Origin of the sequence: Meridianimarinicoccus zhengii (assembly GCF_003254465.1) — a bacterium.
In the GTDB taxonomy this organism is placed as follows: domain Bacteria; phylum Pseudomonadota; class Alphaproteobacteria; order Rhodobacterales; family Rhodobacteraceae; genus Meridianimarinicoccus; species Meridianimarinicoccus zhengii.
Genome location: NZ_QDFI01000028.1, coordinates 12,525 through 33,984, shown reverse-complemented (window position 1 = coordinate 33,984; position 21,460 = coordinate 12,525). Strand labels below are relative to the sequence as shown.

The 21,460-nt window shown below is 68.2% G+C and carries 26 protein-coding genes and 2 tRNA genes; 18 read left to right on the top strand and 10 right to left on the bottom strand.

What is annotated here, in order from left to right; all coding sequences use genetic code 11:
* Positions 1-22: 22 nt before the first annotated feature.
* The gene (locus DDE13_RS10790; RefSeq protein ID WP_111404090.1) at positions 23-1,141 is read right to left on the bottom strand and encodes a PQQ-dependent sugar dehydrogenase; all 1,119 of its coding nucleotides are present in this window, start codon (positions 1,139-1,141) and stop codon (positions 23-25) included.
* Positions 1,142-1,314: 173 nt separating this feature from the next.
* Between DDE13_RS10790 and DDE13_RS10785 the strand changes: the two genes are divergently transcribed.
* The 7 genes from DDE13_RS10785 (at position 1,315) to DDE13_RS10755 (ending at position 7,694) form a co-directional block, all read left to right on the top strand.
* The gene (locus tag DDE13_RS10785) at positions 1,315-2,508 is read left to right on the top strand and encodes an ABC transporter substrate-binding protein (protein ID WP_111404089.1); all 1,194 of its coding nucleotides are present in this window, start codon (positions 1,315-1,317) and stop codon (positions 2,506-2,508) included.
* A 59-nt stretch (positions 2,509-2,567) separates the two neighbouring features.
* Positions 2,568-3,356, top strand: coding sequence for an ABC transporter ATP-binding protein (locus DDE13_RS10780; RefSeq protein WP_111404088.1), 789 nt, complete (start codon positions 2,568-2,570; stop codon positions 3,354-3,356).
* A gap of 73 nt (positions 3,357-3,429) precedes the next feature.
* A complete protein-coding gene (locus DDE13_RS10775; RefSeq protein WP_111404087.1) occupies positions 3,430-4,140 on the top strand; it encodes an ABC transporter ATP-binding protein in 711 nt (236 codons plus the stop codon).
* Between the two features lie 3 nt (positions 4,141-4,143).
* On the top strand, positions 4,144-4,521 hold the full coding sequence (locus DDE13_RS10770; protein WP_111404086.1) for a hypothetical protein: 378 nt from the start codon (positions 4,144-4,146) through the stop codon (positions 4,519-4,521).
* Positions 4,518-4,994, top strand: coding sequence for a hypothetical protein (locus tag DDE13_RS10765; RefSeq protein ID WP_111404085.1), 477 nt, complete (start codon positions 4,518-4,520; stop codon positions 4,992-4,994). Before DDE13_RS10770 ends, DDE13_RS10765 begins: the two co-directional genes overlap by 4 nt.
* 394 nt (positions 4,995-5,388) lie before the next feature.
* On the top strand, positions 5,389-6,399 hold the full coding sequence (locus DDE13_RS10760; protein ID WP_111404108.1) for a branched-chain amino acid ABC transporter permease: 1,011 nt from the start codon (positions 5,389-5,391) through the stop codon (positions 6,397-6,399).
* 2 nt (positions 6,400-6,401) lie between these two features.
* Positions 6,402-7,694 (top strand): branched-chain amino acid ABC transporter permease, encoded by a 1,293-nt coding sequence (locus DDE13_RS10755; RefSeq protein WP_111404107.1) that lies wholly within the window; start codon positions 6,402-6,404, stop codon positions 7,692-7,694.
* Between the two features lie 181 nt (positions 7,695-7,875).
* Here DDE13_RS10755 and DDE13_RS10750 read toward each other — a convergent pair whose 3' ends face one another.
* A complete protein-coding gene (locus DDE13_RS10750) occupies positions 7,876-8,310 on the bottom strand; it encodes a hypothetical protein (protein ID WP_111404084.1) in 435 nt (144 codons plus the stop codon).
* A gap of 227 nt (positions 8,311-8,537) precedes the next feature.
* Here DDE13_RS10750 and DDE13_RS23210 point away from each other — a divergent pair, with 227 nt between their 5' ends.
* The 3 genes from DDE13_RS23210 to DDE13_RS10740 all read left to right on the top strand — a co-directional run bounded on the left by DDE13_RS23210 (position 8,538) and on the right by DDE13_RS10740 (position 8,983).
* A complete protein-coding gene (locus tag DDE13_RS23210; protein WP_222626079.1) occupies positions 8,538-8,699 on the top strand; it encodes a hypothetical protein in 162 nt (53 codons plus the stop codon).
* Between the two features lie 113 nt (positions 8,700-8,812).
* A tRNA-Gly gene (locus DDE13_RS10745) sits at positions 8,813-8,887 on the top strand.
* Between the two features lie 21 nt (positions 8,888-8,908).
* A tRNA-Gly gene (locus DDE13_RS10740) sits at positions 8,909-8,983 on the top strand.
* Between the two features lie 135 nt (positions 8,984-9,118).
* Here DDE13_RS10740 and DDE13_RS10735 read toward each other — a convergent pair.
* Complete coding sequence (locus DDE13_RS10735; RefSeq protein WP_111404083.1) at positions 9,119-9,763, bottom strand: hypothetical protein; 645 nt, start codon at positions 9,761-9,763, stop codon at positions 9,119-9,121.
* A 177-nt stretch (positions 9,764-9,940) separates the two neighbouring features.
* Here DDE13_RS10735 and hisB point away from each other — a divergent pair, with 177 nt between their 5' ends.
* The gene (hisB, locus tag DDE13_RS10730) at positions 9,941-10,528 is read left to right on the top strand and encodes an imidazoleglycerol-phosphate dehydratase HisB (RefSeq protein ID WP_111404082.1); all 588 of its coding nucleotides are present in this window, start codon (positions 9,941-9,943) and stop codon (positions 10,526-10,528) included.
* A 3-nt stretch (positions 10,529-10,531) separates the two neighbouring features.
* Positions 10,532-11,170 (top strand): imidazole glycerol phosphate synthase subunit HisH, encoded by a 639-nt coding sequence (hisH, locus tag DDE13_RS10725; protein ID WP_111404081.1) that lies wholly within the window; start codon positions 10,532-10,534, stop codon positions 11,168-11,170.
* 227 nt (positions 11,171-11,397) lie between these two features.
* On the opposite strand, the gene DDE13_RS10720 is transcribed toward hisH, so the two are convergent.
* On the bottom strand, positions 11,398-11,793 hold the full coding sequence (locus DDE13_RS10720) for a DUF2147 domain-containing protein (RefSeq protein WP_111404080.1): 396 nt from the start codon (positions 11,791-11,793) through the stop codon (positions 11,398-11,400).
* Between the two features lie 184 nt (positions 11,794-11,977).
* On the opposite strand from DDE13_RS10720, the gene hisA reads away from it, so the two are divergent.
* Complete coding sequence (hisA, locus tag DDE13_RS10715; protein ID WP_111404079.1) at positions 11,978-12,694, top strand: 1-(5-phosphoribosyl)-5-[(5-phosphoribosylamino)methylideneamino]imidazole-4-carboxamide isomerase; 717 nt, start codon at positions 11,978-11,980, stop codon at positions 12,692-12,694.
* A 159-nt stretch (positions 12,695-12,853) separates the two neighbouring features.
* Here hisA and DDE13_RS10710 read toward each other — a convergent pair whose 3' ends face one another.
* The 3 genes from DDE13_RS10710 to ychF are packed head-to-tail and all read right to left on the bottom strand — an operon-like array spanning position 12,854 to position 15,159.
* Complete coding sequence (locus tag DDE13_RS10710) at positions 12,854-13,345, bottom strand: DUF302 domain-containing protein (RefSeq protein ID WP_111404078.1); 492 nt, start codon at positions 13,343-13,345, stop codon at positions 12,854-12,856.
* Positions 13,342-14,016, bottom strand: coding sequence for a hypothetical protein (locus DDE13_RS10705; RefSeq protein WP_111404077.1), 675 nt, complete (start codon positions 14,014-14,016; stop codon positions 13,342-13,344). The genes DDE13_RS10710 and DDE13_RS10705 overlap by 4 nt, the downstream gene beginning before the upstream one ends.
* Before the next feature lie 45 nt (positions 14,017-14,061).
* Complete coding sequence (gene ychF, locus DDE13_RS10700; protein ID WP_111404076.1) at positions 14,062-15,159, bottom strand: redox-regulated ATPase YchF; 1,098 nt, start codon at positions 15,157-15,159, stop codon at positions 14,062-14,064.
* Positions 15,160-15,283: 124 nt separating this feature from the next.
* Between ychF and trpA the strand changes: the two genes are divergently transcribed.
* A complete protein-coding gene (gene trpA / locus DDE13_RS10695) occupies positions 15,284-16,075 on the top strand; it encodes a tryptophan synthase subunit alpha (RefSeq protein WP_111404075.1) in 792 nt (263 codons plus the stop codon).
* A gap of 133 nt (positions 16,076-16,208) precedes the next feature.
* Here the strand turns inward: trpA and DDE13_RS10690 are convergent, their stop codons facing one another.
* A complete protein-coding gene (locus DDE13_RS10690) occupies positions 16,209-17,012 on the bottom strand; it encodes an ABC transporter permease (protein WP_235868669.1) in 804 nt (267 codons plus the stop codon).
* 197 nt (positions 17,013-17,209) lie between these two features.
* On the opposite strand from DDE13_RS10690, the gene DDE13_RS10685 reads away from it, so the two are divergent.
* Positions 17,210-17,806 (top strand): GcrA family cell cycle regulator, encoded by a 597-nt coding sequence (locus tag DDE13_RS10685; RefSeq protein WP_111404074.1) that lies wholly within the window; start codon positions 17,210-17,212, stop codon positions 17,804-17,806.
* A 34-nt stretch (positions 17,807-17,840) separates the two neighbouring features.
* On the opposite strand, the gene DDE13_RS10680 is transcribed toward DDE13_RS10685, so the two are convergent.
* Positions 17,841-18,737 (bottom strand): hypothetical protein, encoded by an 897-nt coding sequence (locus DDE13_RS10680; protein ID WP_111404073.1) that lies wholly within the window; start codon positions 18,735-18,737, stop codon positions 17,841-17,843.
* Positions 18,738-18,880: 143 nt separating this feature from the next.
* Between DDE13_RS10680 and rimO the strand changes: the two genes are divergently transcribed.
* The 3 genes from rimO to DDE13_RS23205 all read left to right on the top strand — a co-directional run bounded on the left by rimO (position 18,881) and on the right by DDE13_RS23205 (position 21,130).
* The gene (rimO, locus tag DDE13_RS10675; RefSeq protein ID WP_111404072.1) at positions 18,881-20,251 is read left to right on the top strand and encodes a 30S ribosomal protein S12 methylthiotransferase RimO; all 1,371 of its coding nucleotides are present in this window, start codon (positions 18,881-18,883) and stop codon (positions 20,249-20,251) included.
* Positions 20,248-20,583 (top strand): divalent cation tolerance protein CutA, encoded by a 336-nt coding sequence (gene cutA / locus DDE13_RS10670; protein ID WP_111404071.1) that lies wholly within the window; start codon positions 20,248-20,250, stop codon positions 20,581-20,583. The genes rimO and cutA overlap by 4 nt, the downstream gene beginning before the upstream one ends.
* Positions 20,584-20,701: 118 nt before the next feature.
* Positions 20,702-21,130 (top strand): CBU_0592 family membrane protein, encoded by a 429-nt coding sequence (locus tag DDE13_RS23205; protein ID WP_111404070.1) that lies wholly within the window; start codon positions 20,702-20,704, stop codon positions 21,128-21,130.
* Positions 21,131-21,142: 12 nt separating this feature from the next.
* Here DDE13_RS23205 and DDE13_RS10660 read toward each other — a convergent pair whose 3' ends face one another.
* Positions 21,143-21,451, bottom strand: a complete 309-nt coding sequence (locus DDE13_RS10660) for a DUF6455 family protein (protein ID WP_111404069.1) — start codon at positions 21,449-21,451, stop codon at positions 21,143-21,145.
* Between the last annotated feature and the right edge of the window lie 9 nt (positions 21,452-21,460).

The following is a 21,460-nucleotide window of genomic DNA, read 5'->3' as shown; positions in this document are numbered from 1 at the left end:
CACAACCTGATCTTGACAGTCGTCAATCGGCCGGTGTCACCCGGAAGATCGCGCCGTTGTTTTCCGAAATGAACCAGATCGCGCCATCCGGGCCTTCGCGGATATCCCGCACGCGATCCGTTTCCGGGCCCTCGATGCGCTCGGCTTCGTCAAGGGTATCGCCGTCCACGCGGGAGATCAGGCCGGAATTGAGACTGCCGGTGAACATGTCGCCCTTCCATTCCGGCCAGAGCGCACCCGAATAGATCATCAGCCCCGATGGCGCGATGGATGGATCCCAGTAATGGGCGGGCTGCTCCATGCCCTCCCGCGCTGTGCCCTCGCCGATGCGCGCACCCGAATAGTGGCGCCCGAAGGAGATGACGGGCCATCCGTAATTCGCGCCCTTCTCGATCCGGTTGACCTCGTCCCCGCCACGGGCACCGTGCTCCACCAGCCAAAGCTGGCCGTCCGCGTCCAGCGTGGCGCCTTGCGGGTTGCGGTGCCCGTAGCTCCAGATCTCTGGCTGCACATCGTCGCGCCCCGTGAACGGGTTGTCCGCGGGCACGCTGCCGTCTCGATTGAGACGGATCACGCTGCCCTCGTGCCGCGACCGGTCCTGCGCGCTGGGGCGGTCGCCCCGGTCGCCGGTCGTCAGGTAGATCATCCCGTCGCGGCCTTCGACCATGCGCGATCCGAAATGCCGCCCGCCACTGCTGCCCGGCGCCATCTCGAAGATCACCTGCACATCGTCCAGCGCCGTGCCGTCCTCCGCCAGAACCCCGCGGGCCAGCGCCGTGCCCGCTCCGCCGTCCTGCGGGCGCGCGAAGCTGAGATAGACCTCGCGGGTCGTTGCGAAATCGCGGGGCACCAGCACGTCGAGCAATCCGCCCTGTCCGACCGCCGCGACACGTGGAACGCCGGCCACGGTCTGCGCGCGCCCGTCCGCCACATGCAGCAGCCGCCCGTCCCGTTCGGTGATGAGCAGCCCGCCACCCGGCAGAAACCCCAGCGCCCATGGCGTGTCGAGCCCCGACACGACCCGATCCACCCGAAGCGGACCCGCGCTGCTGTCGAGCGTCTGCGCGGACGCCGCGGCAGCCAACAGCAAAGCCGCCAGCCCCGTGACTGCCCGCGCGATCCATGGCTTCCCTTGCATCATGCCGAACCTCCCGTGTCATGTGTGTCTTGCAAAAGGCATAGAGCGCGCCCCGCGGCCCGGCGAGGCACGAAACCGTGTGCCCTGAACCAAAGCCCGCTTTTCATTCCCCGCGACGCGCACTAGCCTGCGCAACGGGATCGTTTCCAACCGGATTCCACGACAGGGAGATACACATGAAAACACTGGCAAAAGGCGCAACGATCGCAGCCATGCTGTGCAGCGCCGCCGCCGTGCAGGCGCAGGAAGAGATCAAGATCGGCGTCGTTCTGGGCTTCACCGGCCCGCTGGAAACGCTGGCACCGCCCATGGCCGGTGGCGCGGAACTGGCGATCGCCGAGATCAGCGAAAGCGGCCTGCTGCTGGGCGGGTCCATGGTGACGCCGGTGCGCGGCGACAGCACCTGTGTCGATGCCGCAGCGGCCACGGCGACGGGCGAACGGCTGGTTACCTCGGAAGGCATCGCCGCGATGGTCGGCGCCATGTGTTCGGGTGCCACCGGCGCCATCCTGAGCAACGTGGCGCTGCCCAACGGCATCGTCATGATCTCGCCCTCCGCCACCTCGCCGGGCCTGTCCACGGTGGAAGACAACGGCCTGTTCTTCCGCACCGCGCCGTCCGACGCGCGGCAAGGCGTCGTGATGGCCGACATCATCATGGAGCGCGGCATCGACACCGTCGCCGTCACCTACACCAACAACGACTATGGCAAGGGTCTGGCCGACAGCTTCCAGCAGGCGTTCGAAGCCGCGGGCGGGACGATCACCCTGTCGGCGCCCCACGAAGACGGACGGGCCGATTACTCGGGCGAAATCGGGGCGTTGGCATCAGCCGGGGGCGATGCGCTCGTGGTTGCGGGCTATGTCGACGAAGGCGGGTCTGGCATGGTCCGCGCGGCGCTCGACACGGGTGCGTTCGACATGTTCGTGTTCCCCGACGGGATGGTCGGCGATGCGCTGAGCGCGAATTTCGGCACCGAGATCGAAGGGTCCTTCGGGCAGAACCCCGGCTCCGACAGCGACGGCGCAGCGATCTACGAAGAACTGGCCGCGGCTGCGGGCGTGAACGGCGAGTCCGTGTACTCCAAGGAAGCCTATGATGCGGCGGCATTGATCCTGCTGGCCATGCAGGCGGCGGGATCGTCCGCGGCAGGCGATTTCAAGGAACACGTGATGGACGTGGCCAACGCACCGGGCGAGCCGATCATGCCGGGTGAACTGGCCAAGGCACTGGAAATCATCGCGGATGGCGGCGACGTGGATTATGTCGGCGCGTCGGCGGTGGAACTGATCGAACCGGGCGAGGCCGCGGGCGTCTACCGCGAGATCGAGATCGTGGACGGCGAAGTCAGCACGGTCGGCTTCCGCTGATCCATCGGGCATGGCCGCGCACAAGCGGCCATGCCCCTGCATGAAAGGAGCCGCCCGCCATGATCGCGGTGGACGATCTGCACAAGCATTTCGGCGGGTTTCACGCCGTGGACGGCGCGAGCCTGACCATACGGGACGGGTCCATCACCGGGCTGATCGGCCCGAACGGCGCCGGAAAGACCACGCTTTTCAACGTGATCGCGGGTGTTCTGAAACCGACCTCGGGGCGCGTCACCATGGGCGGGGACGACATCACCGGGCTGCCGCCGCATGAGTTGTTCCATCGCGGGCTGCTGCGGACGTTCCAGATCGCCCATGAATTCAGCTCCATGACGGTCGCGGAGAACCTGATGGTCGTGCCGGGGCACCAGGCCGGCGAGACGCTGTGGAACGCCTGGTTCAAGCGGGCACTGATCGCCGAGGAAGAGCGGTCCTTGATGAAGAAAGCCCGCGAAGTTCTTGAATTCCTGACCATCGACCATCTTGCGGATGAAAAGGCCGGGAACCTGTCGGGCGGGCAGAAGAAGCTGCTGGAGCTCGGCCGGACGATGATGGTGGACGCCAAGATCGTGTTCCTGGACGAGGTCGGCGCGGGCGTGAACCGCACGCTGCTGAACACGATCGGGGATGCAATACGGCGGCTAAACGTCGAGAGAGGTTACACCTTCTGCATGATCGAGCATGACATGCAATTCATCGGGCGGCTGTGCGACCCGGTCATCTGCATGGCCGAGGGCAAGGTGCTGGCAGAGGGCAGCATCGACGAGATCAAGGCGAACGAGGCGGTGATCGAGGCCTATCTTGGCACTGGGTTGAAGAACAAGGTGCAGGCGGGGGCAGCGTCGTGACGGTCGTTCCCGTGCATATGAATCGCATATTACTTTCATATGACTCGCATATGACTCCGAAGCGGGTTCGCCCATGACCGCGCCCTTCCTTGACGCGCGCGGCATGACCGGCGGCTATGGCGCTGCGGACATTCTGCATGACCTTACCATCACCGTCGCGCGGGGCGAGATCGCGGTGATCGTCGGCCCCAACGGCGCGGGCAAGTCCACCGCCATGAAGGCCGTCTTCGGGATGCTGCCGCTGCGCGCGGGCACGGTCACGCTCGACGGGCGGGACATCACGGGGCTCACGCCGCAGGACCGGGTGGCGGCGGGCATGGGCTTCGTGCCGCAGGTCCGCAACATCTTTCCGACGATGACCGTGCAGGAGAACCTGGAGATGGGGGGCTTCCTGCGGCGCGACGACATCGCCGACACCATCGCGCAGGTCTATGACCTGTTCCCGATCCTGAAAGACAAGCGCCACCAGCACGCGGGCGAGTTGTCGGGCGGGCAGCGCCAGCAGGTCGCGGTCGGGCGCGCGTTGATGACCCATCCGCGGCTTTTGATGCTGGACGAACCCACCGCCGGGGTCAGCCCCATCGTGATGGACGAGTTGTTCGACCGCATCATCGAGGTGGCGCGGACGGGCATTTCCATCCTGATGGTGGAACAGAACGCCCGGCAGGCGCTGGAGATCGCCGACACCGGCTATGTGCTGGTGCAGGGGCGCAACCGTTACACCGACACCGGGGCGGCCTTGCTGGCCGATCCCGAGGTCCGCCGCAGTTTCCTGGGGGGCTGAGGCGTGGCGGGTCCGGTCACGGCACTGGCGGGCGCGCTGGTCTGCGCCTTCACCACGGCCAGCATCGACGGGCGCGCGGCGTTCGACAGTGCTGCATCGGCGCGGGCCGTGCCCGTGGCGGATGCGCCGGGGCTGGCGGTCCTGCGGCTGGACGACAGCCCGCCCCGGCTGGCCGCCGTGCGGCGCGAGGGGGTCTGGCTGAGCCTGCGCACCGCGCCGGACATCGATCACGGCAACCGGGTCGCCGTGCTGGACCTTGCGCAATCCGGACCGCGTGCAGGTCTGGCCGTGCTGGTGGTGTCCGACCCGGAGGCCGCGGCGCGGATCGTGAGCCGTGAGGGTCGCTGCACCGCCGAGGCGACGCCGGAGGGGTCGGAATGAAGGTCGTGTCGTGCATCGACGTCGCCGCGACGCGGCAAGGGCTGCACCCGGCCGCTTATGGGGGCATAGCCCGCGGTCGGGGGCTGCCCGGCTTGCCGCCGGGCGAGCGACATTTCATCCTTGGCGCTCTGTTCGCCGCGCTTGCGGGCGCAACCGCCCTGCCCGCCGCGGCCATCGACGCGGCCTGCCATTTCACGACCGAGTGTTTCGAGAACGAGCCCTGCGACGAAGCCGATTTCGTCCTGCGCATTCGTCCCGGCCCCGAGGAGATGTCGGTGCGGCTGGGCGGCCCGGCGGATGAGGTCACGGGCGAGCTTGGCGTGGCGCAGAGCGGCGCGACGCTGGTGCTCGCGCGCGGCCCGTCCAGCGTGCAGATCCTGACCATCGGCCCGGACGAGAGCGCACGCTATACACTGCACCTGACGGATGGCCCGGCCATGGTCAGCTATATCGGCACCTGCGAGGACGAGTGATGCAAAGAAAGGGCTACATCATCCTTTCGACCCTTTTGGGGGGTCTGCTGTCACTCCCAGATCCAGCTTTCTCTGACGTCGAAAGGTACGACTGCAATTTCACTTCGACTTGTTCGCCAGAGTCTGGTTGCAAAGCCACTGATTTCACAATCGAATTCACTTGGGATCCCCAGTCTCAAGAGGCTCTACTCGTTGCAAACAACGGAACGGCCACAGTCCTAGCCATTCGCGGTTCCAACGCCTCCAGTTTTCTTGAGCTGCTGGAAAGCGGCGTTGTTCAAACCACGACAGTCAGCGACGCTGGTTCTGCTGTCCATAGCAGGCACACGGTTCTCGGGTCTGAACTCGTTGCAAGTCAACAACATGGAACGTGCATTAGGAGCCGCCTAGAATGATCGACTTTCTGAACGCGGTCATCGTGCTGGCCAATTTCGTGATCATCCCGGCGATGGCTTACGGCGCGCAACTGGCGCTGGGGGCGATGGGGGTGACGCTTGTCTTCGCCATCCTGCGCTTCACCAATATCGCGCACGGGGACACGATGGCCTTTGGCACCATGGTCGTGATCTTCGGCACCTGGGGCTTGCAGGGGCTGGGCGTGTCCATCGCCCCGCTGCCCACGGCGCTGCTCGCGCTGCCCTTGGGGATCGCGGTGACGGCGCTGTTGCTTCTGGGCACCGACCGTGTGGTCTATCGCTTCTACCGCGCGCAGAAGGTCAACCCGGTGATGCTGCTGATCGTGTCCGTGGGCGTGATGTTCGTGATGAACGGGCTGGTGCGCTTCATCATCGGCGTGGACAGCCAGCGGTTCGACGATGGGGCGCGTTTCGTCGTCAGCGTGCGGCAGTTCCGCGAGATGACGGGGCTGGACGAGGGGTTGGCGCTGCGCAGCACGCAGGCGATCACGCTGGTGACGGCGGTGATCGTGGTGGCGGCGCTGTTCTGGTTTCTCAACCGCACGCGCACGGGCAAGTCCATGCGCGCCTATGCCGATAACGAGGATCTGGCGCTGCTGTCCGGCATCGACCCGGAGCGGGTGGTGCGGATCACATGGCTGCTGGTGGCGGGGCTGGCGACGATCGCGGGCACGCTTTACGGGCTCGACAAGTCGTTCGACGCCTTCACCTATTTCCAGCTTCTGCTGCCGGTGTTCGCGGCGGCCATAGTGGGGGGCCTCGGTCATCCGGTGGGCGCCATCGCGGGTGGCTTCGTCGTGGCCTTTTCCGAGGTGGGCGTGACCTATGCGTTCAAGCGGGTGGTGACGTATCTTGTTCCCGAGGGGTGGGAGCCCGCGGGGCTGCTGCAGATCCTCGGGACGGATTACAAGTTCGCGGTCAGCTTCGCGATCCTCGTGGTGGTGCTGATCTTCCGGCCGAACGGGCTTTATGGAGGGCGCACGGCATGACGATGCGCGAGGCGGGACTGTTCGCGCTGGTGGCGGCGCTGATCGTGGGCACGGGGATCGTGCAGGGCTGGAATTCCGCGCTGCTGATCCTGAACATGGGGCTGGTGTCGGCGGTGATGGCGCTGGGGCTGAACCTGCAATGGGGCTTTGCCGGGCTGTTCAACGTGGGCGTCATGGGGTTCGTGGCACTGGGCGGGCTGGCCGTGGTGCTGGTGTCCATGCCGCCGGTGCCAGAGGCATGGTCCGCCGGTGGGTTGCGCGCCATGGCGGGCCTTGCCCTGGGCGCGGGCGTGATCGTCGGCGCCGTCGCGCTGTGGCGGCGGCTGCCGGCGGGGCGCATCCGCGGGCTGGGGATGACCGCATGGGTGGTGGCGGGGTTCTTCGTCTACCGCGCGGTGATGGCGCCCGCCGTGGGCGCGATCGAGGACGTCAACCCGGCGGTGAGCGGCTATCTGGGGGGCTTCGGCCTGCCGGTGCTGCTGGCTTGGCCAGTGGGCGCGCTGCTGGCGGCCGGGGCCGCATGGGTGATCGGCAAGACCGCGCTGGGGCTGCGGGCCGATTACCTGGCCATCGCCACGCTGGGGATTTCGGAAATCGTCATCGCCGTGCTGAAGAACGAGGACTGGCTGAGCCGCGGGGTGAAGAACGTCAACGGCCTGCCGCGCCCCGTGCCGAACGAGATCGACCTGCAGGCCAGCCCGGATTTCGTCGCGCGGGCGGCGGAGTGGGGGCTGGACCCGGTGACGGCCTCCACGCTTTACGTCAAGGCGGGCTATTCGCTGCTGCTGGCGGCCGTGCTGGTCGTGGTGCTGGTGCTGGCGCAGATGGCGCTGCGGTCGCCCTGGGGGCGGATGATGCGCGCCATTCGCGACAACGAGGTGGCGGCGAGCGCCATGGGCAAGAACGTCACGGCGCGGCATCTGCAGATCTTCGTGATCGGCTCGGCGGTCTGCGGGCTGGCGGGCGCGATGATGACGACGCTGGACGGGCAGCTGACACCGACGAGCTACCAGCCGCTGCGCTATACCTTCCTGATCTGGGTGATGGTGATCGTGGGCGGATCGGGCAACAATTTCGGGTCGGTGCTGGGCGGTATGCTCGTGTGGTTCCTGTGGGTGCAGGTGGAACCGATGGGCCAGTGGCTGCTGGGGGTCGTGACCGCCCCCCTGCCCGATGGCAGCGCGCTGAAGGATCATCTGCTGGCGGGTGCTGCGCAGATGCGGCTTCTGACCATGGGGGTGGTGCTGCTGCTGGTGCTGCGCTTCAGCCCGCGCGGGTTGATGCCGGAGCGCTGACGGAACCGGGCGGTCGAGCGCCTCAGGGGATCGGCCGGGGCTGCGCGCGCCTTTCGCATCTCATCCAACAGATGCGTGGGGGCAACGCCCGCCCGCTCCTGACGCTGATCGTTCGGGGGCCGGCGTGATACATGGTAACGACCACGCTCGCGGACGGAGCGTTTGACCGGCAGGAGGCCGATCAGGCCAGCGCGTGTTCGGTCCGTTCCCACCGTGCGTAGATGTAGATCAGCGCCGCGATGGCGGTCGATCCGGCCATCACGTAGAACCCCATGAACCCCGCCGCGCCGAAGATCGTGGGCCGCGTGAACAGGCTCGTCCAGACCGTCAGGAAAGCGAGGGACGCGGCCCCCGCGAGAAGAAGCAGCACGGACCAGCGGTTGCGCTTCCACAGAAGCCACGCGCCCACGAGCCCGCCCCAGGTCCCGATGGCCCAGATGGCGCTCACCCAAGGCGACAGCCCGGCCACGAGATCCGCGAGTTCGGCCGGAAAGAGGCCGAGCCAGACGGAGACCCCCAGCTTGGTCAGCGCGTATTCCAGCGCCGCGAGGGCATAGAACAGCAGGGTCAGTGCCGCGACGGGAAAATGGTGCCAGGGGGTCTTGGACGGGGTCATGGTCTGCTCCGTTGAACGTGGCCGCAGGTTTGCCGCGCGGGCGCGTTTTGTCCAGCCGCAAGGTGACGCGCATGCCCCTGAACCCGGCGGCCCACGGGTTGCGCGGCGGCGCAGACCGCCCTAGGGCGTGCCCCGCGGATACCGGACGGGCGCCGCCGCCGCGCCGGTCCGTGCGGACGCACATCGGGGATCACGCCGTCAGATCGGTATGAAACGGGAAAACCAGAATGAAGATCAACACATTGCGGCGCAATCTTTACCTGTTGGCGAAGCTGCTGGGCGATGTGCAGGCCGTGCGGTCGCCCCGCAAGGGCGCGATCACCCGCCGGATCGGGCGGCGCATCGCGGGCAAGGCCACGGGGCGGATGCTGGGCCGGCTGTTCCGCTGACCGGCGCGCGGCGCGGCCGGCCATCGCGCACCGCGGTCATTTCACGTCAGAGGGCCGTTTTTCCGCTTGAACCCGCGCGGCGCTGTCGTTAGAGAACCGCTACTCTTCAGGGTGCGGGCGTAGCTCAGGGGTAGAGCATTACCTTGCCAAGGTAAGGGTCGGGCGTTCGAATCGCCTCGCCCGCTCCAGGAAGAGACCGGCATCCGGACGCGGGCGTAGCTCAGGGGTAGAGCATTACCTTGCCAAGGTAAGGGTCGTGAGTTCGAATCTCATCGCCCGCTCCAGGATGATCCGTTTCCCGATTTTTCAGATGCGACTGCTCGCGTGCCGGTATGGCTGTGCCAGCGGACCCTGCGCGACATGGCATGACCCGCGCGCCGTTTCCGGCGCGCGGTTGAACCGGCAGTGGCGAGCCGAGATCAGGCAGCCCGGCGCCGCGCCCGATACGACAGCCCGCCCATCCCAATCAGGACCGGCGCCAGAAGCGCGAACCCGGCAGGAAGGGGCACCGGCGCATCGACGATATCGTCGTTCACGCCGTCGGTCGTGCCGTCGTAATTGTAGGTCAGCGAGCTGATCGTCGCAAAGGCCGACCGTTCGGCGGAGAACAGGATATACCCGATGATCCCGCCATCGAGGGTCATGGTCGAGATCTCGGCCGGAACCGAGACGGAGTCCACCAGCGCGCCCGTGGGCGAATACGCGGCGTAGACCGATGGCTCCAGCGCCCAGTAATCGATCGTCACGGTGTCGGTCGTATCCAGAAAGTTGATCCGCCCGAATTCGCGGGGCGCCGCCGTGCTGCCCGCACGCGCCACCGGTCCGCTTGCGATGCCGATGCCGTCGAACGTGTCGCGGCTGTCCTTGTAGAGATAGGCGTTCACGACCGTGATCCCGAAATTCTCGGCATAATAGTCGTTGTAGGCCGGGTCGCTTTCCACGTCGAACTGGGTGCCGGGAAAGTTCGGCACGTCGAAGCTCGGTGTGAAGGCGGCACCCTGCGCGGTCACGGCCATGCCCGCCAACGCCGCAGCGACCACCAAGGGTTTCACGATATTTTCCATGTCGGCTCCCCGCCATTTGTTAAGCACTCGTTAACCGTATATCGGAACACGATTCGGCACAATGACCGGCGGCAGGCTGCGTGGGGGCGCAGAATTTCACGCTGCAAGGGGCGGCCCCGCTTGGACATGGCGCGGCGCCTGCCTATAAGCGCGCAGCAGGCAGCCCGGAGACAGCGCATGCGCACAGCCACCATCAGCCGCAAGACCGCGGAAACAGACATCGCCGTGACCGTCGATCTGGACGGGACGGGACGGTACGACAACGCCACCGGTGTCGGTTTCTTCGATCACATGCTGGACCAGCTCGCCCGTCATGCGCTGATCGACATGGAGGTGCGGGCCGTGGGCGACCTGCATGTGGACGACCACCACACGGTGGAGGACGTCGGGATAGCGCTGGGGCAGGCCCTCGCGCGGGCGATGGGCGACAAGCGCGGCATCCGGCGGTACGGCGCGTGCCTGCTGCCCATGGACGATGCGCTGGTGCGCGCGGCGCTCGACCTGTCGGGGCGACCTTACCTCGTGTGGAACGTCGATTTCCCGGCGGCGAAGATCGGGACCTTCGACACGGAACTGGTGCGCGAATTCTTCCAGGCGCTGGCCACCCATGGCGGGATCACGCTGCATGTGGACGCGCTGCACGGGATCAACAGCCACCACATCGCCGAGGCCGCGTTCAAGGCGGTGGCGCGGGCGTTGCGTGACGCGCTGGAGCCGGATGCCCGCAAGGGCGATGCGATCCCGTCCACCAAGGGCAGCCTGTAGGCCATGACGACCGTCCTGATCGATTACGACAGCGGCAACCTGCATTCGGCGGAAAAGGCGTTCCAGCGCATGGCGGCCGAAACGGGCGGCGGGCCGGTGATCGTGTCCGACCGCGCCGAGGACGTGGCCCGCGCGACCCGCGTCGTGCTGCCGGGCGACGGGGCCTTCCCCGCCTGCCTTGCGGGGCTGCGCGCGCGCACGGGCCTGTTCGAGGCGATGGTGGAGGCCGTGACGGTCCGCGCCGTGCCCTTCATGGGGATCTGCGTGGGCATGCAGATGCTGGCGACGCGCGGGCACGAATACGGGGTCACCGATGGCCTGGACCTGATCGGCGGCGAGGTGGTGCCGATCGCGCCTGCCGACACGGCGCTGAAGGTGCCGCATATGGGCTGGAACGACCTGGTGATCGACCGCGCCCACCCGGTGCTGGACGGCGTGGCCACGGGCGATCACGCCTATTTCGTCCATTCCTACCAGTTCCGGGTCGCGGATCCGGCGCAGCGGCTGGCCCATGTGGATTACGGCGGCGAGGTCACCGCCATCGTGGCGCGCGACAACATCATCGGGTTGCAGTTCCACCCGGAAAAGAGCCAGGCCGCCGGGTTGCGCATGATCGCCAATTTCCTGCGCTGGCGGCCCTGAGCGGCGCGGCCCATTGCCCGTCGTCCTGCCGATCGGGCAAACGCGGCCTGCCGCACAGCGCGGTCGTCTTCAGTCGTAAGGATTCCTCGGGGGGTGAGCGTCGCCTGGGGAACGCCCCTGCGAAGCGTTTCCGGCGCGAACGCCCCGCAGGGGCCGGCGGGGCAGACGGCCCCCGCCCGAACCCGGCCCTGCCCCCGTTGCGACGTGGCCCGCGCCCGAGACCCGTCTTAGTCCACCCGCGCCCAGGTCTGGCTGCGGCAGATGCCGATCACGCAGCCCGAGACCTCAAGCCGGTCGCCATCGAGGGTCATTTTCGACGCATAGGTCTTGTCGCGGTCCGGCGCCCAGATCTTGCCGCCGCCATAAGCGCCACCGCCCTGCGGGGCCATGTCCCAGACGATCCGGCGGCCCAGCGTGTCGGTGTCGCGCGCGCGGCCGTCGCCGTCATAGGCGCGCACCAGCGTGCCGCACAGGGCGTCATCGCAGGGCGCGATGCGCACATGCCCGAACGCACCGTCATCGCCCGGCTGGGTCTGCCAGACGCCTTCCACCGGGTCGGCCTGCGCCGCCCCCGCCGCCGCGGCCAGCGCCAGCGCGGCCGTCAGTCCCTTCCATCCCCGCATCGCATCCTCCTCGTCTGCGTTCCGCCGCCACAATGCCGCGCAGGGCATGCGGGGCAAGCGTGACGCTGCGGCGCATCGTCTGCGTCCGGCTGCGGGGGACGCGCCCGACCCTCTTGGCTTCGCCGCGCCCCCGTGCAAGACACCGCGCGACATCCGTGCCGCCGCCGCGAAAGGACCCTGCAACATGATCCTCTACCCCGCCATCGATCTGAAGGACGGCCAGTGCGTGCGCCTGCTCAAGGGCGACATGGACAAGGCCACGGTGTTCGGCGACGATCCGGCGGCGCAGGCGCGGGCGTTCCAGGACGCGGGCTGCGGCTGGCTGCATCTCGTGGATCTCAACGGCGCTTTCGCGGGTGCACCGGTGAACGGCGCGGCGGTGGAGGCGATCCTTGCGGCCACGGATATCCCCGCGCAGCTTGGCGGCGGGATCCGCGACATGGCCACCATCGAGACGTGGCTGGACAAGGGCGTCGCGCGCGTGATCCTTGGCACCGTGGCGGTGGAAGACCCGGACCTCGTGCACGCGGCGGCGAAGGCGTTTCCCGGACAGGTCGCCGTGGGGCTGGATGCGCGGGGCGGGCGCATCGCCACGCGCGGCTGGGCCGAAGAGACGCATCTGACGGTCACCGACCTTGCACAGCGGTTCGAGAACGCGGGTATCGCCGCGATCATCTACACCGACATCGAGCGGGACGGCGCCATGGGCGGGCCAAACATCGCGGCCACGGCGGCGCTTGCGCGGGCCGTGTCGGTGCCGGTCATCGCATCGGGCGGCGTGTCGTCGCTGGACGACCTGATGGCGCTGCGGGACACCGGCGTGGTCGCGGGCGCGATCTCGGGCCGGGCGCTCTATGACGGGGCGCTGGACCTGCGCGCGGCGCTGGCTACGCTGGGGTGAGCCGTCATGGCCGCTGCCCGTGCCCCGCGCACGGGTTCGGACGTGGCAGGCGTCGGGCTGCGGGCGGGCACACGCCTGCTATAGTGGCGCCACGTCTGGTGTGGGATCGCGCCCTGCGTTCACATGGCGTCCGGGCCTGTCCCGGCCGCGGACGGCGCGTCAGGGCTGGACGTTCTCGATGGCCGCGGCGCCGAGCCGCATCAGCGCGCCGCGGATCGTTTCCATGTAGGGCGCCTCGGGGCTGACATCGTAGCCGCCGAGGAACGCCGACGGATCCTCGTGCGCGAGCCGGGTCACCCCGTCATCGCCTTCGTAGACGAGGATGCGCAGCGGCAGCGCGAGCCCGGCCAGCAGGTCGTCCTGCATGACCTGCGTGCCGAGCGCGGGATTACCGAAGATCACCACCTGCGCGTCGTTGAGCGACTGGTCCACCGACGCGGCGCCGGCCGCGTGGTCGATCACGGCAAACACCGTGGCCCCGGCGCCCTCGATGGCGGCCACCAGCGCCTCGGTCGTGGTCGCGACATCCGCCGGGCTTTCCTGCACGATGAAATCGCGCTCCAGCATGCCGTGGGCCTGCGCCAGTGGCGCGGCAAGTGCGATAAGCCCCGCCGCCAGCGCGGCTCGTATCCAGGATTTGTCGAGCGTCATGTCTCACACCTCCAAAGGTTCGGGTCTCCCGGCGTTTCCTCATGGCTGGGGCAAATCCGGTCCAGTGCCCGAACATAGGCCCCGCGGTTCGCGCCGACCACCTCCGACACGCGCGCAAGCCCCGCTTCGGCAGCCGCCCGCCCGCCGTCATAGACGACCGCGGTCTGGAACCAGCCATCCACCTGCAGGATCACCGCATCCTCGATGCCTGCGGCTTGCAGCAGCCCAAGCTGCGCGCGCTGCCCGTCGAGACTGCGCTGGGTGCCGGCGATCACGACCCATGGCGGTGTCGACGCCGACGGCTCCCCCTCGCCTTCCTGCATTTCGCTGACCGGCACATCGATCTCGACGTCGAAGCCGGCCTCTGCGGCCGCGTCGATGGCGGTCCACAGGCTATTGTTCTGGGCCTGCATCTCGGCGAGCCGTTCTTCAAGGAAGATCACCCGCGAGTCGCTGTCGGCGATTTCCTGCGTCACGCGCGTGAAATCGGCCTCCAGAAGCGGCGTCTTGATGCGCACGTCGAAGCCTTCGTCCTGCAGCGCCTCGAACACCCGCGCGCTGCGGTCTGCGAATTGCGCAGGGATCAGCACGGCCGCCGCCAGCGCGCCCGCGGCGAGCACCGCGATCACGGTCCACAGGAATTCGCGCAGGGTCACGAGGAACGCCTTCATGCCCCGACCATGGGCTGTGGGGCGCGGCCCCGTCCACCCCTTATCTCAGGCGTTGAAGAGGAAATGCAGCACGTCGCCATCCTTGACGGTATAGGCCTTGCCCTCGACCCGCATCTTGCCTGCGTCCTTCGCGCCGGCTTCGCCGCCCAAGGCGATGAAATCGTCATAGGCGATGGTTTCGGCCCGGATGAAGCCGCGTTCGAAATCGCCGTGGATCACGCCCGCCGCCTGCGGGGCCAGCGTGCCGCGCCGGATCGTCCAGGCGCGCGCTTCCTTGGGGCCAACGGTGAAATAGGTCTCGAGTTGCAACAGGTCGTAGCCCGCCTTGATCAGCCGGTCGAGCCCCGGTTCTTCGAGCCCCAGATCGGACAGGAACACCGCCGCTTCCTCGGCATCGAGCTGGCTGATCTCTTCCTCGATGGCTGCCGAGATGACGACCGTGGCCGCCCCCTGTGCCGCGGCCATTCCGGCCACCCGCGCGGACTGGGCATTGCCCGTGGCCGCCGAGGTTTCCTCCACGTTGCAGACATAGAGGATCGGCTTCGTGGTCAGGAGCTGGAGCATCTTCCACGCCTTCGCATCCTCGGCATCCACCTCCACGCTGCGGGCGGGATTGCCCTCCTCCAGCGCGGCAAGGGCGGCCCTGAGCAGCCGTTCCTGCTGCACGGCCTCCTTGTCGCCGCCGCGCACCTTGCGGGTGAGGTTCGCGAGCCGCTTCTCGATGCTTTCGATATCGGCGAGCATCAGTTCCGTCTCGATCGTTTCCGCATCTGCGACCGGGTCCACGCGGCCATCCACGTGGGTGACGTCGTCATCCTCGAAGCAGCGCAGGACATGGGCGATGGCGTCGCATTCGCGGATATTGGCGAGAAACTGGTTGCCAAGCCCCTCGCCCTGGCTGGCACCCTTCACCAGACCCGCGATATCCACGAAGGTCATGCGCGTGGGAATGATCTGCTTGCTGCCGGCGATCGCGGCCAGCCTGTCGAGCCGGGCATCGGGCACGGCCACGTCGCCGACGTTCGGTTCGATCGTGCAGAAGGGAAAATTCGCAGCCTGCGCCGCCGCCGTGCGGGTCAGCGCATTGAACAGGGTCGATTTGCCCACGTTCGGCAGACCGACGATCCCCATCTTGAACCCCATGGCACGCTCCTTCGCTTGGCCCGGCGCTTCCCTACGCCGCGCGCCGCACGGGCGCAAGCGGGCGCACCTTGCCTTTTGCGCGCGCATGGGCCACACCCCGGCGACCACCGGAGGAGACCGCAGAATGACCCGTATCGATGCCAAGTTCGCCGCGCTGCGGGCCGAGGGACGCAAGGCCTTCGTGGCCTATGTCATGGCGGGCGATCCGGATTACGACACCTCGCTGGAACTGGTGCGCGGGCTGCCCGGTGCAGGCGTCGACATCATCGAGCTGGGCATGCCCTTCACCGATCCGATGGCGGACGGCCCGACCATCCAGCTTGCGGGCCAGCGGGCGCTGGCGGCAGGCCAGACGCTGCAACGCACGCTCGACATGGCGCGGTCCTTGCGCGAGGTGGACGACACGACGCCCATCGTCATGATGGGCTACTACAACCCGATCTATTCGCGCGGCGTGGACACGTTCCTGAAGGACGCCAAGGCCGCCGGGATCGACGGGCTGATCGTCGTGGACCTGCCCCCCGAGGAGGACGAGGAACTGTGCATCCCCGCGCAGGCGGCGGGGCTGAATTTCATCCGGCTGGCGACGCCGACGACCGACGACAAGCGCCTGCCCAAGGTGCTGCAGAACACGTCGGGCTTCGTATACTACGTGTCGATCACGGGGATCACCGGGGCGGCGGCGGCCAGTGCCGCGGATGTCGCCCCCGAGGTCGCCCGGATCAAGGCGCAGACCGACCTGCCGGTGATCGTGGGCTTCGGCATCCGCACCCCCGACAGCGCGCGCGAGATCGCGTCGGTGGCCGATGGCGCGGTCGTGGGCACCGCCATCGTCAAGCAGGTCGAAGAGGGCCGCCCGGTCCCCGAGATCCTGAATTTCGTCAGGGGCCTCGCCGACGGCGCGCACGGGGCCTGAACCGGGGACCCTGCCTGCGACACGGCGCGCGCGTGAGGGTGCCACTGTCGGCACGGCGGACCGTGCCGACGCCCACGTCCCCTTCCGACGGCTTGCGCCGCGCCCGGCCAGCGGCCGAGACGCGGCCTGCCGCTCAGGCCTTCATCCGGAATCCCGTCCGGAACCAGCGCAGGCACAGGGCAAGAGCCGCGACGGTAAAGACGCCCACGATGGGCAGGCCCATCCAGGGGCTGCTGTCCGACGCGCCGATCACCCCGTAGCGCACCCCGTCGATCAGGTAGAAGACCGGGTTCACATGGGTCAGGATCTGCATCGCGCCCGGCAGCCCCTCGACCGAATAGAACGTGCCCGACAGGAAGCTGAGCGGCGTGATGATGAAATTCGTGATCGCCGCCATCTGGTCGAACTTGTTCGCGAGGATCGCGGCGATGATCCCCAGCGCGCCGAGGAACACGCTGCCCAGCACGACATAGACCAGCACCCAGATCGGGTGCGCCATCCCCTGCCCGAGAAAGATCGCGGCCACGATCAGGATCGCCACGGCCACGAACAGCCCCCGCGACACCGCGCCCGACAGGTAGCCCGCCACCAGTTCGGCGGGCGACAGGGGCGGCATCAGCGTGTCCACGATGTTGCCCTGCACCTTGGCGATCATGATGGCCGAGGACGTATTGGCGAAGGCGTTCTGGATCACCGTCATCATCAGGATGCCGGGGGCGAGGAATTCCACGAAGGGCACGCCCATGACCTCGCCCCGCCGCGTGCCGATGGCGAGCGAGAAGATGGCGAGGAACAGCCCGGCGGTGATGAGCGGCGCCATGAGCGTCTGGGTCCAGACCGCCATGAAGCGGCGTGTCTCCCGTTCGGCGAGCGTCCACAGCCCGAGCCAGTTGACCCGTCCGAAGCGCCGCACGCCCATTTCCCGTATCTGCGTCATCTGCTGTTCCTGCCCGTGTCGGTGCCCATGTCGGTGCCTGTCGCGCGGGGCCGTCCGGCGCCGCGGCCGCGGGATGCCTTGTATCCCGCGCCTGCGTGATTAGAATAGCGTGCTGAGGATTACAAACGATCCCCGCGCGCCCCGACGGGCCGCATCGCGGGGATGCACCGTGCAACACGAGAAAAGCAAGGCATGCCATGTCCTGGACCGAAGACCGCGTCGAGACGCTGAAGAAGATGTGGGCCGACGGCCAGAGCGCCAGCCAGATCGCCAAGGAACTTGGCGGTGTGACACGCAATGCCGTCATCGGAAAGGTCCATCGGCTGGGCCTGTCGAACCGCACCGGCGGCGCCGCACCGGCCGGCGATCCGGCCGAGGCCCAGCCCGCGCCCGTGACCGAGACCGTGGCCCCCGACACGGCACCGGCTGCCACCGCGGCCGATACCGCCGCCCCCGCGGCGCACCCGGACCCCGCCCCGGTCGAGACCGCCCCTCGCCCCTCCGTGCCCGCACGACGCCAGATCATCCCTGCGGGCCAGCCGCTGCCGCCGCAGCCATCCGCGAACGAGATCAGCCCCGAGGCCCTCGCCTCCCAGCGCGAAGTCGAGAAACGCGCCAAGCGGCTGTCGCTGATGGAACTGACGGAACGGACCTGCAAATGGCCCATCGGCGATCCGGCCACGCCGAATTTCTGGTTCTGCGGGCTCCCGGTGGAACAGGGCAAACCCTATTGCGAAGCCCATGTCGGCGTCGCCTTCCAACCCATGAGCGCTCGGCGCGACCGGCGGCGATAGGCGGGACCGAAAGCGTGGAACGGAACATCGGCCGTCAGCCGGTGTTCGCCACGCTGTCCTTGGCCTTCGTCACGAGGAGTCCCGCGATCCGGTCGAACGCAAGACCGATCACGATCCCGACGATCACGCCCAGCAGCGGCTTGCCATCCACGGCATCCTTGAGCTCGGTCCCGGCCACGCCGAGGATGATCCAGTCCACCGCGACGAAGACGAGCGTCAGGAACAGCAGCGCGAGACCGAAGGCGAGACGCTCCACCGGCCAGAACCGGAACCGGTCGTTCGTGCGATAGGATTCCAGACTGGCCCGCTGTGCGGCGTAGAATGCGGTGACGACCTCCGCCACCGCGAAACCGATCACGCCAAAAAGAAACGCCGCCGTGCCGGACAGTACGGCCCGGAAATCGACGCCTGAAAGGACGGACTGCGACGCGACGCCGCCGGGCGCGGCGAAACGGGCCTGCGCGGCGGACAGGATCGTCGCCTCGTAAATCCAGAGCGCGTACAGCCCCGCCACCGCAAGGGTCGCGGTCACGATCAGCGTCAGAACGGTCATCGCCGCGTAAACCCGGCGGGCCTTTCGCAGGTGCGGTTCGACCTGTTCGACCCGAAGACGTTGCAATTCAGTCAATTGCGACGCGGTGTCCGGGTTCGGACCGACCAGCCCCTGGTACCCGATCCCGGCAAGATGCTGGAACAGCGACGCCACAAGCGCCTTGCTGCGCACCAGCTCGCGGATGGTCTGCGCGGTGCCTTCGATCTGCGAATAGAGCGTGGCCGCACTTTCGCTCAGTGGCTCCGCGTGACGGGGGCGCGTGAACTTCAGCTTCTGCACGCCATGGTCCGTGACCACGTCCACCGACGAGAAATAAAGCGGCGGCGGGTCGTTCTCGGCAACCGCGTCCTGTTCGGACCAGTCGATATCTTCGGGCATGCGGGGCTCCTGGCAACGCCCTCGGGTGGCTTGAAGGTACACCATGCCACCCCCTGCGGCAACGCTGCCGCCGGGCTTGGGCGGTTGGCCGGCCCGGTGCCGTCCCGATTGCACAGGACGCGCGCAAGCCCTATAGCCGCGTCATGAGTGCCAACCCGCCCGACCTGCGCCCCGATCTCGCCCCCAAGGCCCGGATCGGCGATGCGCGCCGCCCCGGCCAGCCCGCCATCGGCATGGTCTCGCTCGGCTGCCCCAAGGCGCTGGTGGACAGCGAGCGCATCCTCACCCGCCTGCGCGCCGAAGGCTACGCCATCGGGTCGGACTACGCGGGCGCCGACGCGGTGATCGTGAACACCTGCGGGTTCCTCGACAGCGCCAAGGCCGAAAGCCTCGAGGCGATCGGCGAGGCGCTGGCCGAAAACGGCCGTGTGATCGTCACCGGATGCCTTGGCGCCGAACCCGATTACATCACAGGCACCCATCCGCGCGTGCTCGCCGTGACCGGCCCGCACCAATACGAGGCCGTTCTGGATGCCGTCCACGCCGCGGTGCCGCCGCAGCCCGACCCCTTCGTGGACCTGCTGCCCGCGCAGGCCGTCACGCTGACGCCACGCCATTACAGCTATCTGAAGATTTCCGAAGGCTGCAATCACGCCTGCAAGTTCTGCATCATCCCCGACATGCGCGGCAAGCTTGTCTCCCGCCCCCACAAGGCTGTGCTGCGGGAGGCCGAACGGCTGGTCGCGGCGGGCGTGCGCGAGCTTCTGGTCATCAGCCAGGACACCTCCGCCTATGGCACGGACTGGCGCGACCGCGACGCGAAGGCCCCCATCGTGGATCTCGCCCGCGACCTTGGCACGCTCGGGGCTTGGGTGCGGCTGCACTATGTCTATCCCTACCCCCATGTGCGCGAGATCATCCCGCTGATGGCCGACCCGGCCTCGGGCGTGCTCCCGTACCTCGACATCCCGTTCCAGCACGCCCACCCCGACACGCTGCGCCGCATGGCCCGCCCCGCCGCGGCGGCGCGCACGCTGGACGAGATCGCGGCCTGGCGCGCGGCCTGCCCGGACATCACCCTGCGCTCCACCTTCATCGTCGGCTATCCCGGCGAGACGGAAGGGGAGTTCCAGACCCTGCTCGACTGGATGGACGAGGCGCAGCTCGACCGTGTCGGCTGTTTCCAGTACGAAAACGTCGCGGGGGCCCGCGCGAACGCCCTGCCGGATCACGTGCCCGAAGATGTCAAACAGGACCGCTGGAACCGCTTCATGGAAAAGGCGCAGGCCATTTCCGAAGCGAAGCTGGCCGCAAGGGTGGGCCAGCGCCTGAAGGTCATCGTGGACCTGGTGGAAGACGACGCCGCAACCTGCCGCACCATGGCCGACGCGCCGGAAATCGACGGCAACCTCTTCATCGACGAGGGCCACGCGGGCCTGACCCAAGGCGATATCGTCACGGTGGAGGTCGACGAGGCAGGCGACTACGATCTCTGGGGCCGCATCGTCCCATGACCGGGGGCGCGGTCATCTTGCTGCGCTGCCCCTGCCCCGATGCCGACAGCGCCGCGCGCATCGCCGATGCGGCGATCGACGCGCGGCTCGCCGCCGCGGCGACCCTGTCTGACGGCGAAAGCCGCTACCGATGGCAGGGCGCGATTCACGCCCACCCGGAAACCGTTCTGCTGCTGACCACGGTGGAAGATCGCCGCACGGCCCTGTGCGACCTGATCGCGCGCCTGCATCCCTATGACCTGCCCGCGATCACATGGGTCCATGCGGACGCGACACCGGCCACGGGGGACTGGGCGCACGCCGCCTGCACGGGCGAACCCGACGCACACTGAGCGCGCCGCGAAACGTGCGCTCCGGCACGGAGCCGCACCGAAAGGTCGGGTATCGCGGACTTGGGGACCGTCGGACGGGATGTCAGGGTGCGGCTGACCCGACAGGATACATGACCCGATGCTGACCGACGCCGCCCTGCCCCTCGGCCTGCCCTTCGGGCTTGCGCTGCCCACGCTTCTCGGGGTGGCCGGGTTCGTGGTCTATGCGGGCGCGGACATCGCGCTCTGCCTGCGGCGGCTGTCGAGCGAAGGGATCGCCTTCTACCTGCTCAACATCGCCGCCGCCACGCTGATCGGGGTCAGCCTGCTCTACAGCTTCAACCTCGGCGCGTTCCTGACGGAGCTGTTCTGCCTCGGCACCTCGGTACTGGCCGTGGCGCTGCGGCTGCGGGACCGGCGCGCGGTGCCTGCCCTGCGCCGGACACGCACCCGCACCCTGCCCCAGCCCATGCAGGGCGCGCGCCCGATGCCCGGCCGCCCGCACGGTCCTGTCGGTCCCGCGCGCGCCCATGCGGGCCGGAGCCTTTTTCCCGACCGGATGGCCTGATCCGCGCGCGCCTCAACCCGCCTCGCGGGCATCGGCATCCGCCGTGGCCGCCCCGAGAAAATCGAACATCTGCACGTTGGCGCAGGCCTGCGGCACCACCGCCGCACCCGGTTCCTGCCTGGCGAGCCGGTCATGGCAGCCGCCCGACCGTTCCCAGTCGCAGCCCCGGCAGCGGTGGACCATCCCGGCCCATTCCTGCTGGGTGAGCGCGCCATCGGCCTGGCGCGCGGCCAGGTCGACGCCCGTGGCCCTCGCCATCGATTGCGCCAGCCACAAATGCGTTACCATGTCGCCAAGGGGCTTCGGATCGGTGCGGGACATGGGAAACCT

Coding starts and splice junctions, on each gene's coding strand:
- DDE13_RS10790 (WP_111404090.1), bottom strand. CDS start 1,141: ATGATGCAAGGGAAGCCATGGATCGCGCGGGCAGTCACGGGGCTGGCG.
- DDE13_RS10785 (WP_111404089.1), top strand. CDS start 1,315: ATGAAAACACTGGCAAAAGGCGCAACGATCGCAGCCATGCTGTGCAGC.
- DDE13_RS10780 (WP_111404088.1), top strand. CDS start 2,568: ATGATCGCGGTGGACGATCTGCACAAGCATTTCGGCGGGTTTCACGCC.
- DDE13_RS10775 (WP_111404087.1), top strand. CDS start 3,430: ATGACCGCGCCCTTCCTTGACGCGCGCGGCATGACCGGCGGCTATGGC.
- DDE13_RS10765 (WP_111404085.1), top strand. CDS start 4,518: ATGAAGGTCGTGTCGTGCATCGACGTCGCCGCGACGCGGCAAGGGCTG.
- DDE13_RS10755 (WP_111404107.1), top strand. CDS start 6,402: ATGCGCGAGGCGGGACTGTTCGCGCTGGTGGCGGCGCTGATCGTGGGC.
- DDE13_RS10750 (WP_111404084.1), bottom strand. CDS start 8,310: ATGACCCCGTCCAAGACCCCCTGGCACCATTTTCCCGTCGCGGCACTG.
- DDE13_RS23210 (WP_222626079.1), top strand. CDS start 8,538: ATGAAGATCAACACATTGCGGCGCAATCTTTACCTGTTGGCGAAGCTG.
- DDE13_RS10735 (WP_111404083.1), bottom strand. CDS start 9,763: ATGGAAAATATCGTGAAACCCTTGGTGGTCGCTGCGGCGTTGGCGGGC.
- hisB (WP_111404082.1), top strand. CDS start 9,941: ATGCGCACAGCCACCATCAGCCGCAAGACCGCGGAAACAGACATCGCC.
- hisH (WP_111404081.1), top strand. CDS start 10,532: ATGACGACCGTCCTGATCGATTACGACAGCGGCAACCTGCATTCGGCG.
- DDE13_RS10720 (WP_111404080.1), bottom strand. CDS start 11,793: ATGCGGGGATGGAAGGGACTGACGGCCGCGCTGGCGCTGGCCGCGGCG.
- hisA (WP_111404079.1), top strand. CDS start 11,978: ATGATCCTCTACCCCGCCATCGATCTGAAGGACGGCCAGTGCGTGCGC.
- DDE13_RS10710 (WP_111404078.1), bottom strand. CDS start 13,345: ATGACGCTCGACAAATCCTGGATACGAGCCGCGCTGGCGGCGGGGCTT.
- DDE13_RS10705 (WP_111404077.1), bottom strand. CDS start 14,016: ATGAAGGCGTTCCTCGTGACCCTGCGCGAATTCCTGTGGACCGTGATC.
- ychF (WP_111404076.1), bottom strand. CDS start 15,159: ATGGGGTTCAAGATGGGGATCGTCGGTCTGCCGAACGTGGGCAAATCG.
- trpA (WP_111404075.1), top strand. CDS start 15,284: ATGACCCGTATCGATGCCAAGTTCGCCGCGCTGCGGGCCGAGGGACGC.
- DDE13_RS10690 (WP_235868669.1), bottom strand. CDS start 17,012: ATGACGCAGATACGGGAAATGGGCGTGCGGCGCTTCGGACGGGTCAAC.
- DDE13_RS10685 (WP_111404074.1), top strand. CDS start 17,210: ATGTCCTGGACCGAAGACCGCGTCGAGACGCTGAAGAAGATGTGGGCC.
- DDE13_RS10680 (WP_111404073.1), bottom strand. CDS start 18,737: ATGCCCGAAGATATCGACTGGTCCGAACAGGACGCGGTTGCCGAGAAC.
- rimO (WP_111404072.1), top strand. CDS start 18,881: ATGAGTGCCAACCCGCCCGACCTGCGCCCCGATCTCGCCCCCAAGGCC.
- cutA (WP_111404071.1), top strand. CDS start 20,248: ATGACCGGGGGCGCGGTCATCTTGCTGCGCTGCCCCTGCCCCGATGCC.
- DDE13_RS23205 (WP_111404070.1), top strand. CDS start 20,702: ATGCTGACCGACGCCGCCCTGCCCCTCGGCCTGCCCTTCGGGCTTGCG.
- DDE13_RS10660 (WP_111404069.1), bottom strand. CDS start 21,451: ATGTCCCGCACCGATCCGAAGCCCCTTGGCGACATGGTAACGCATTTG.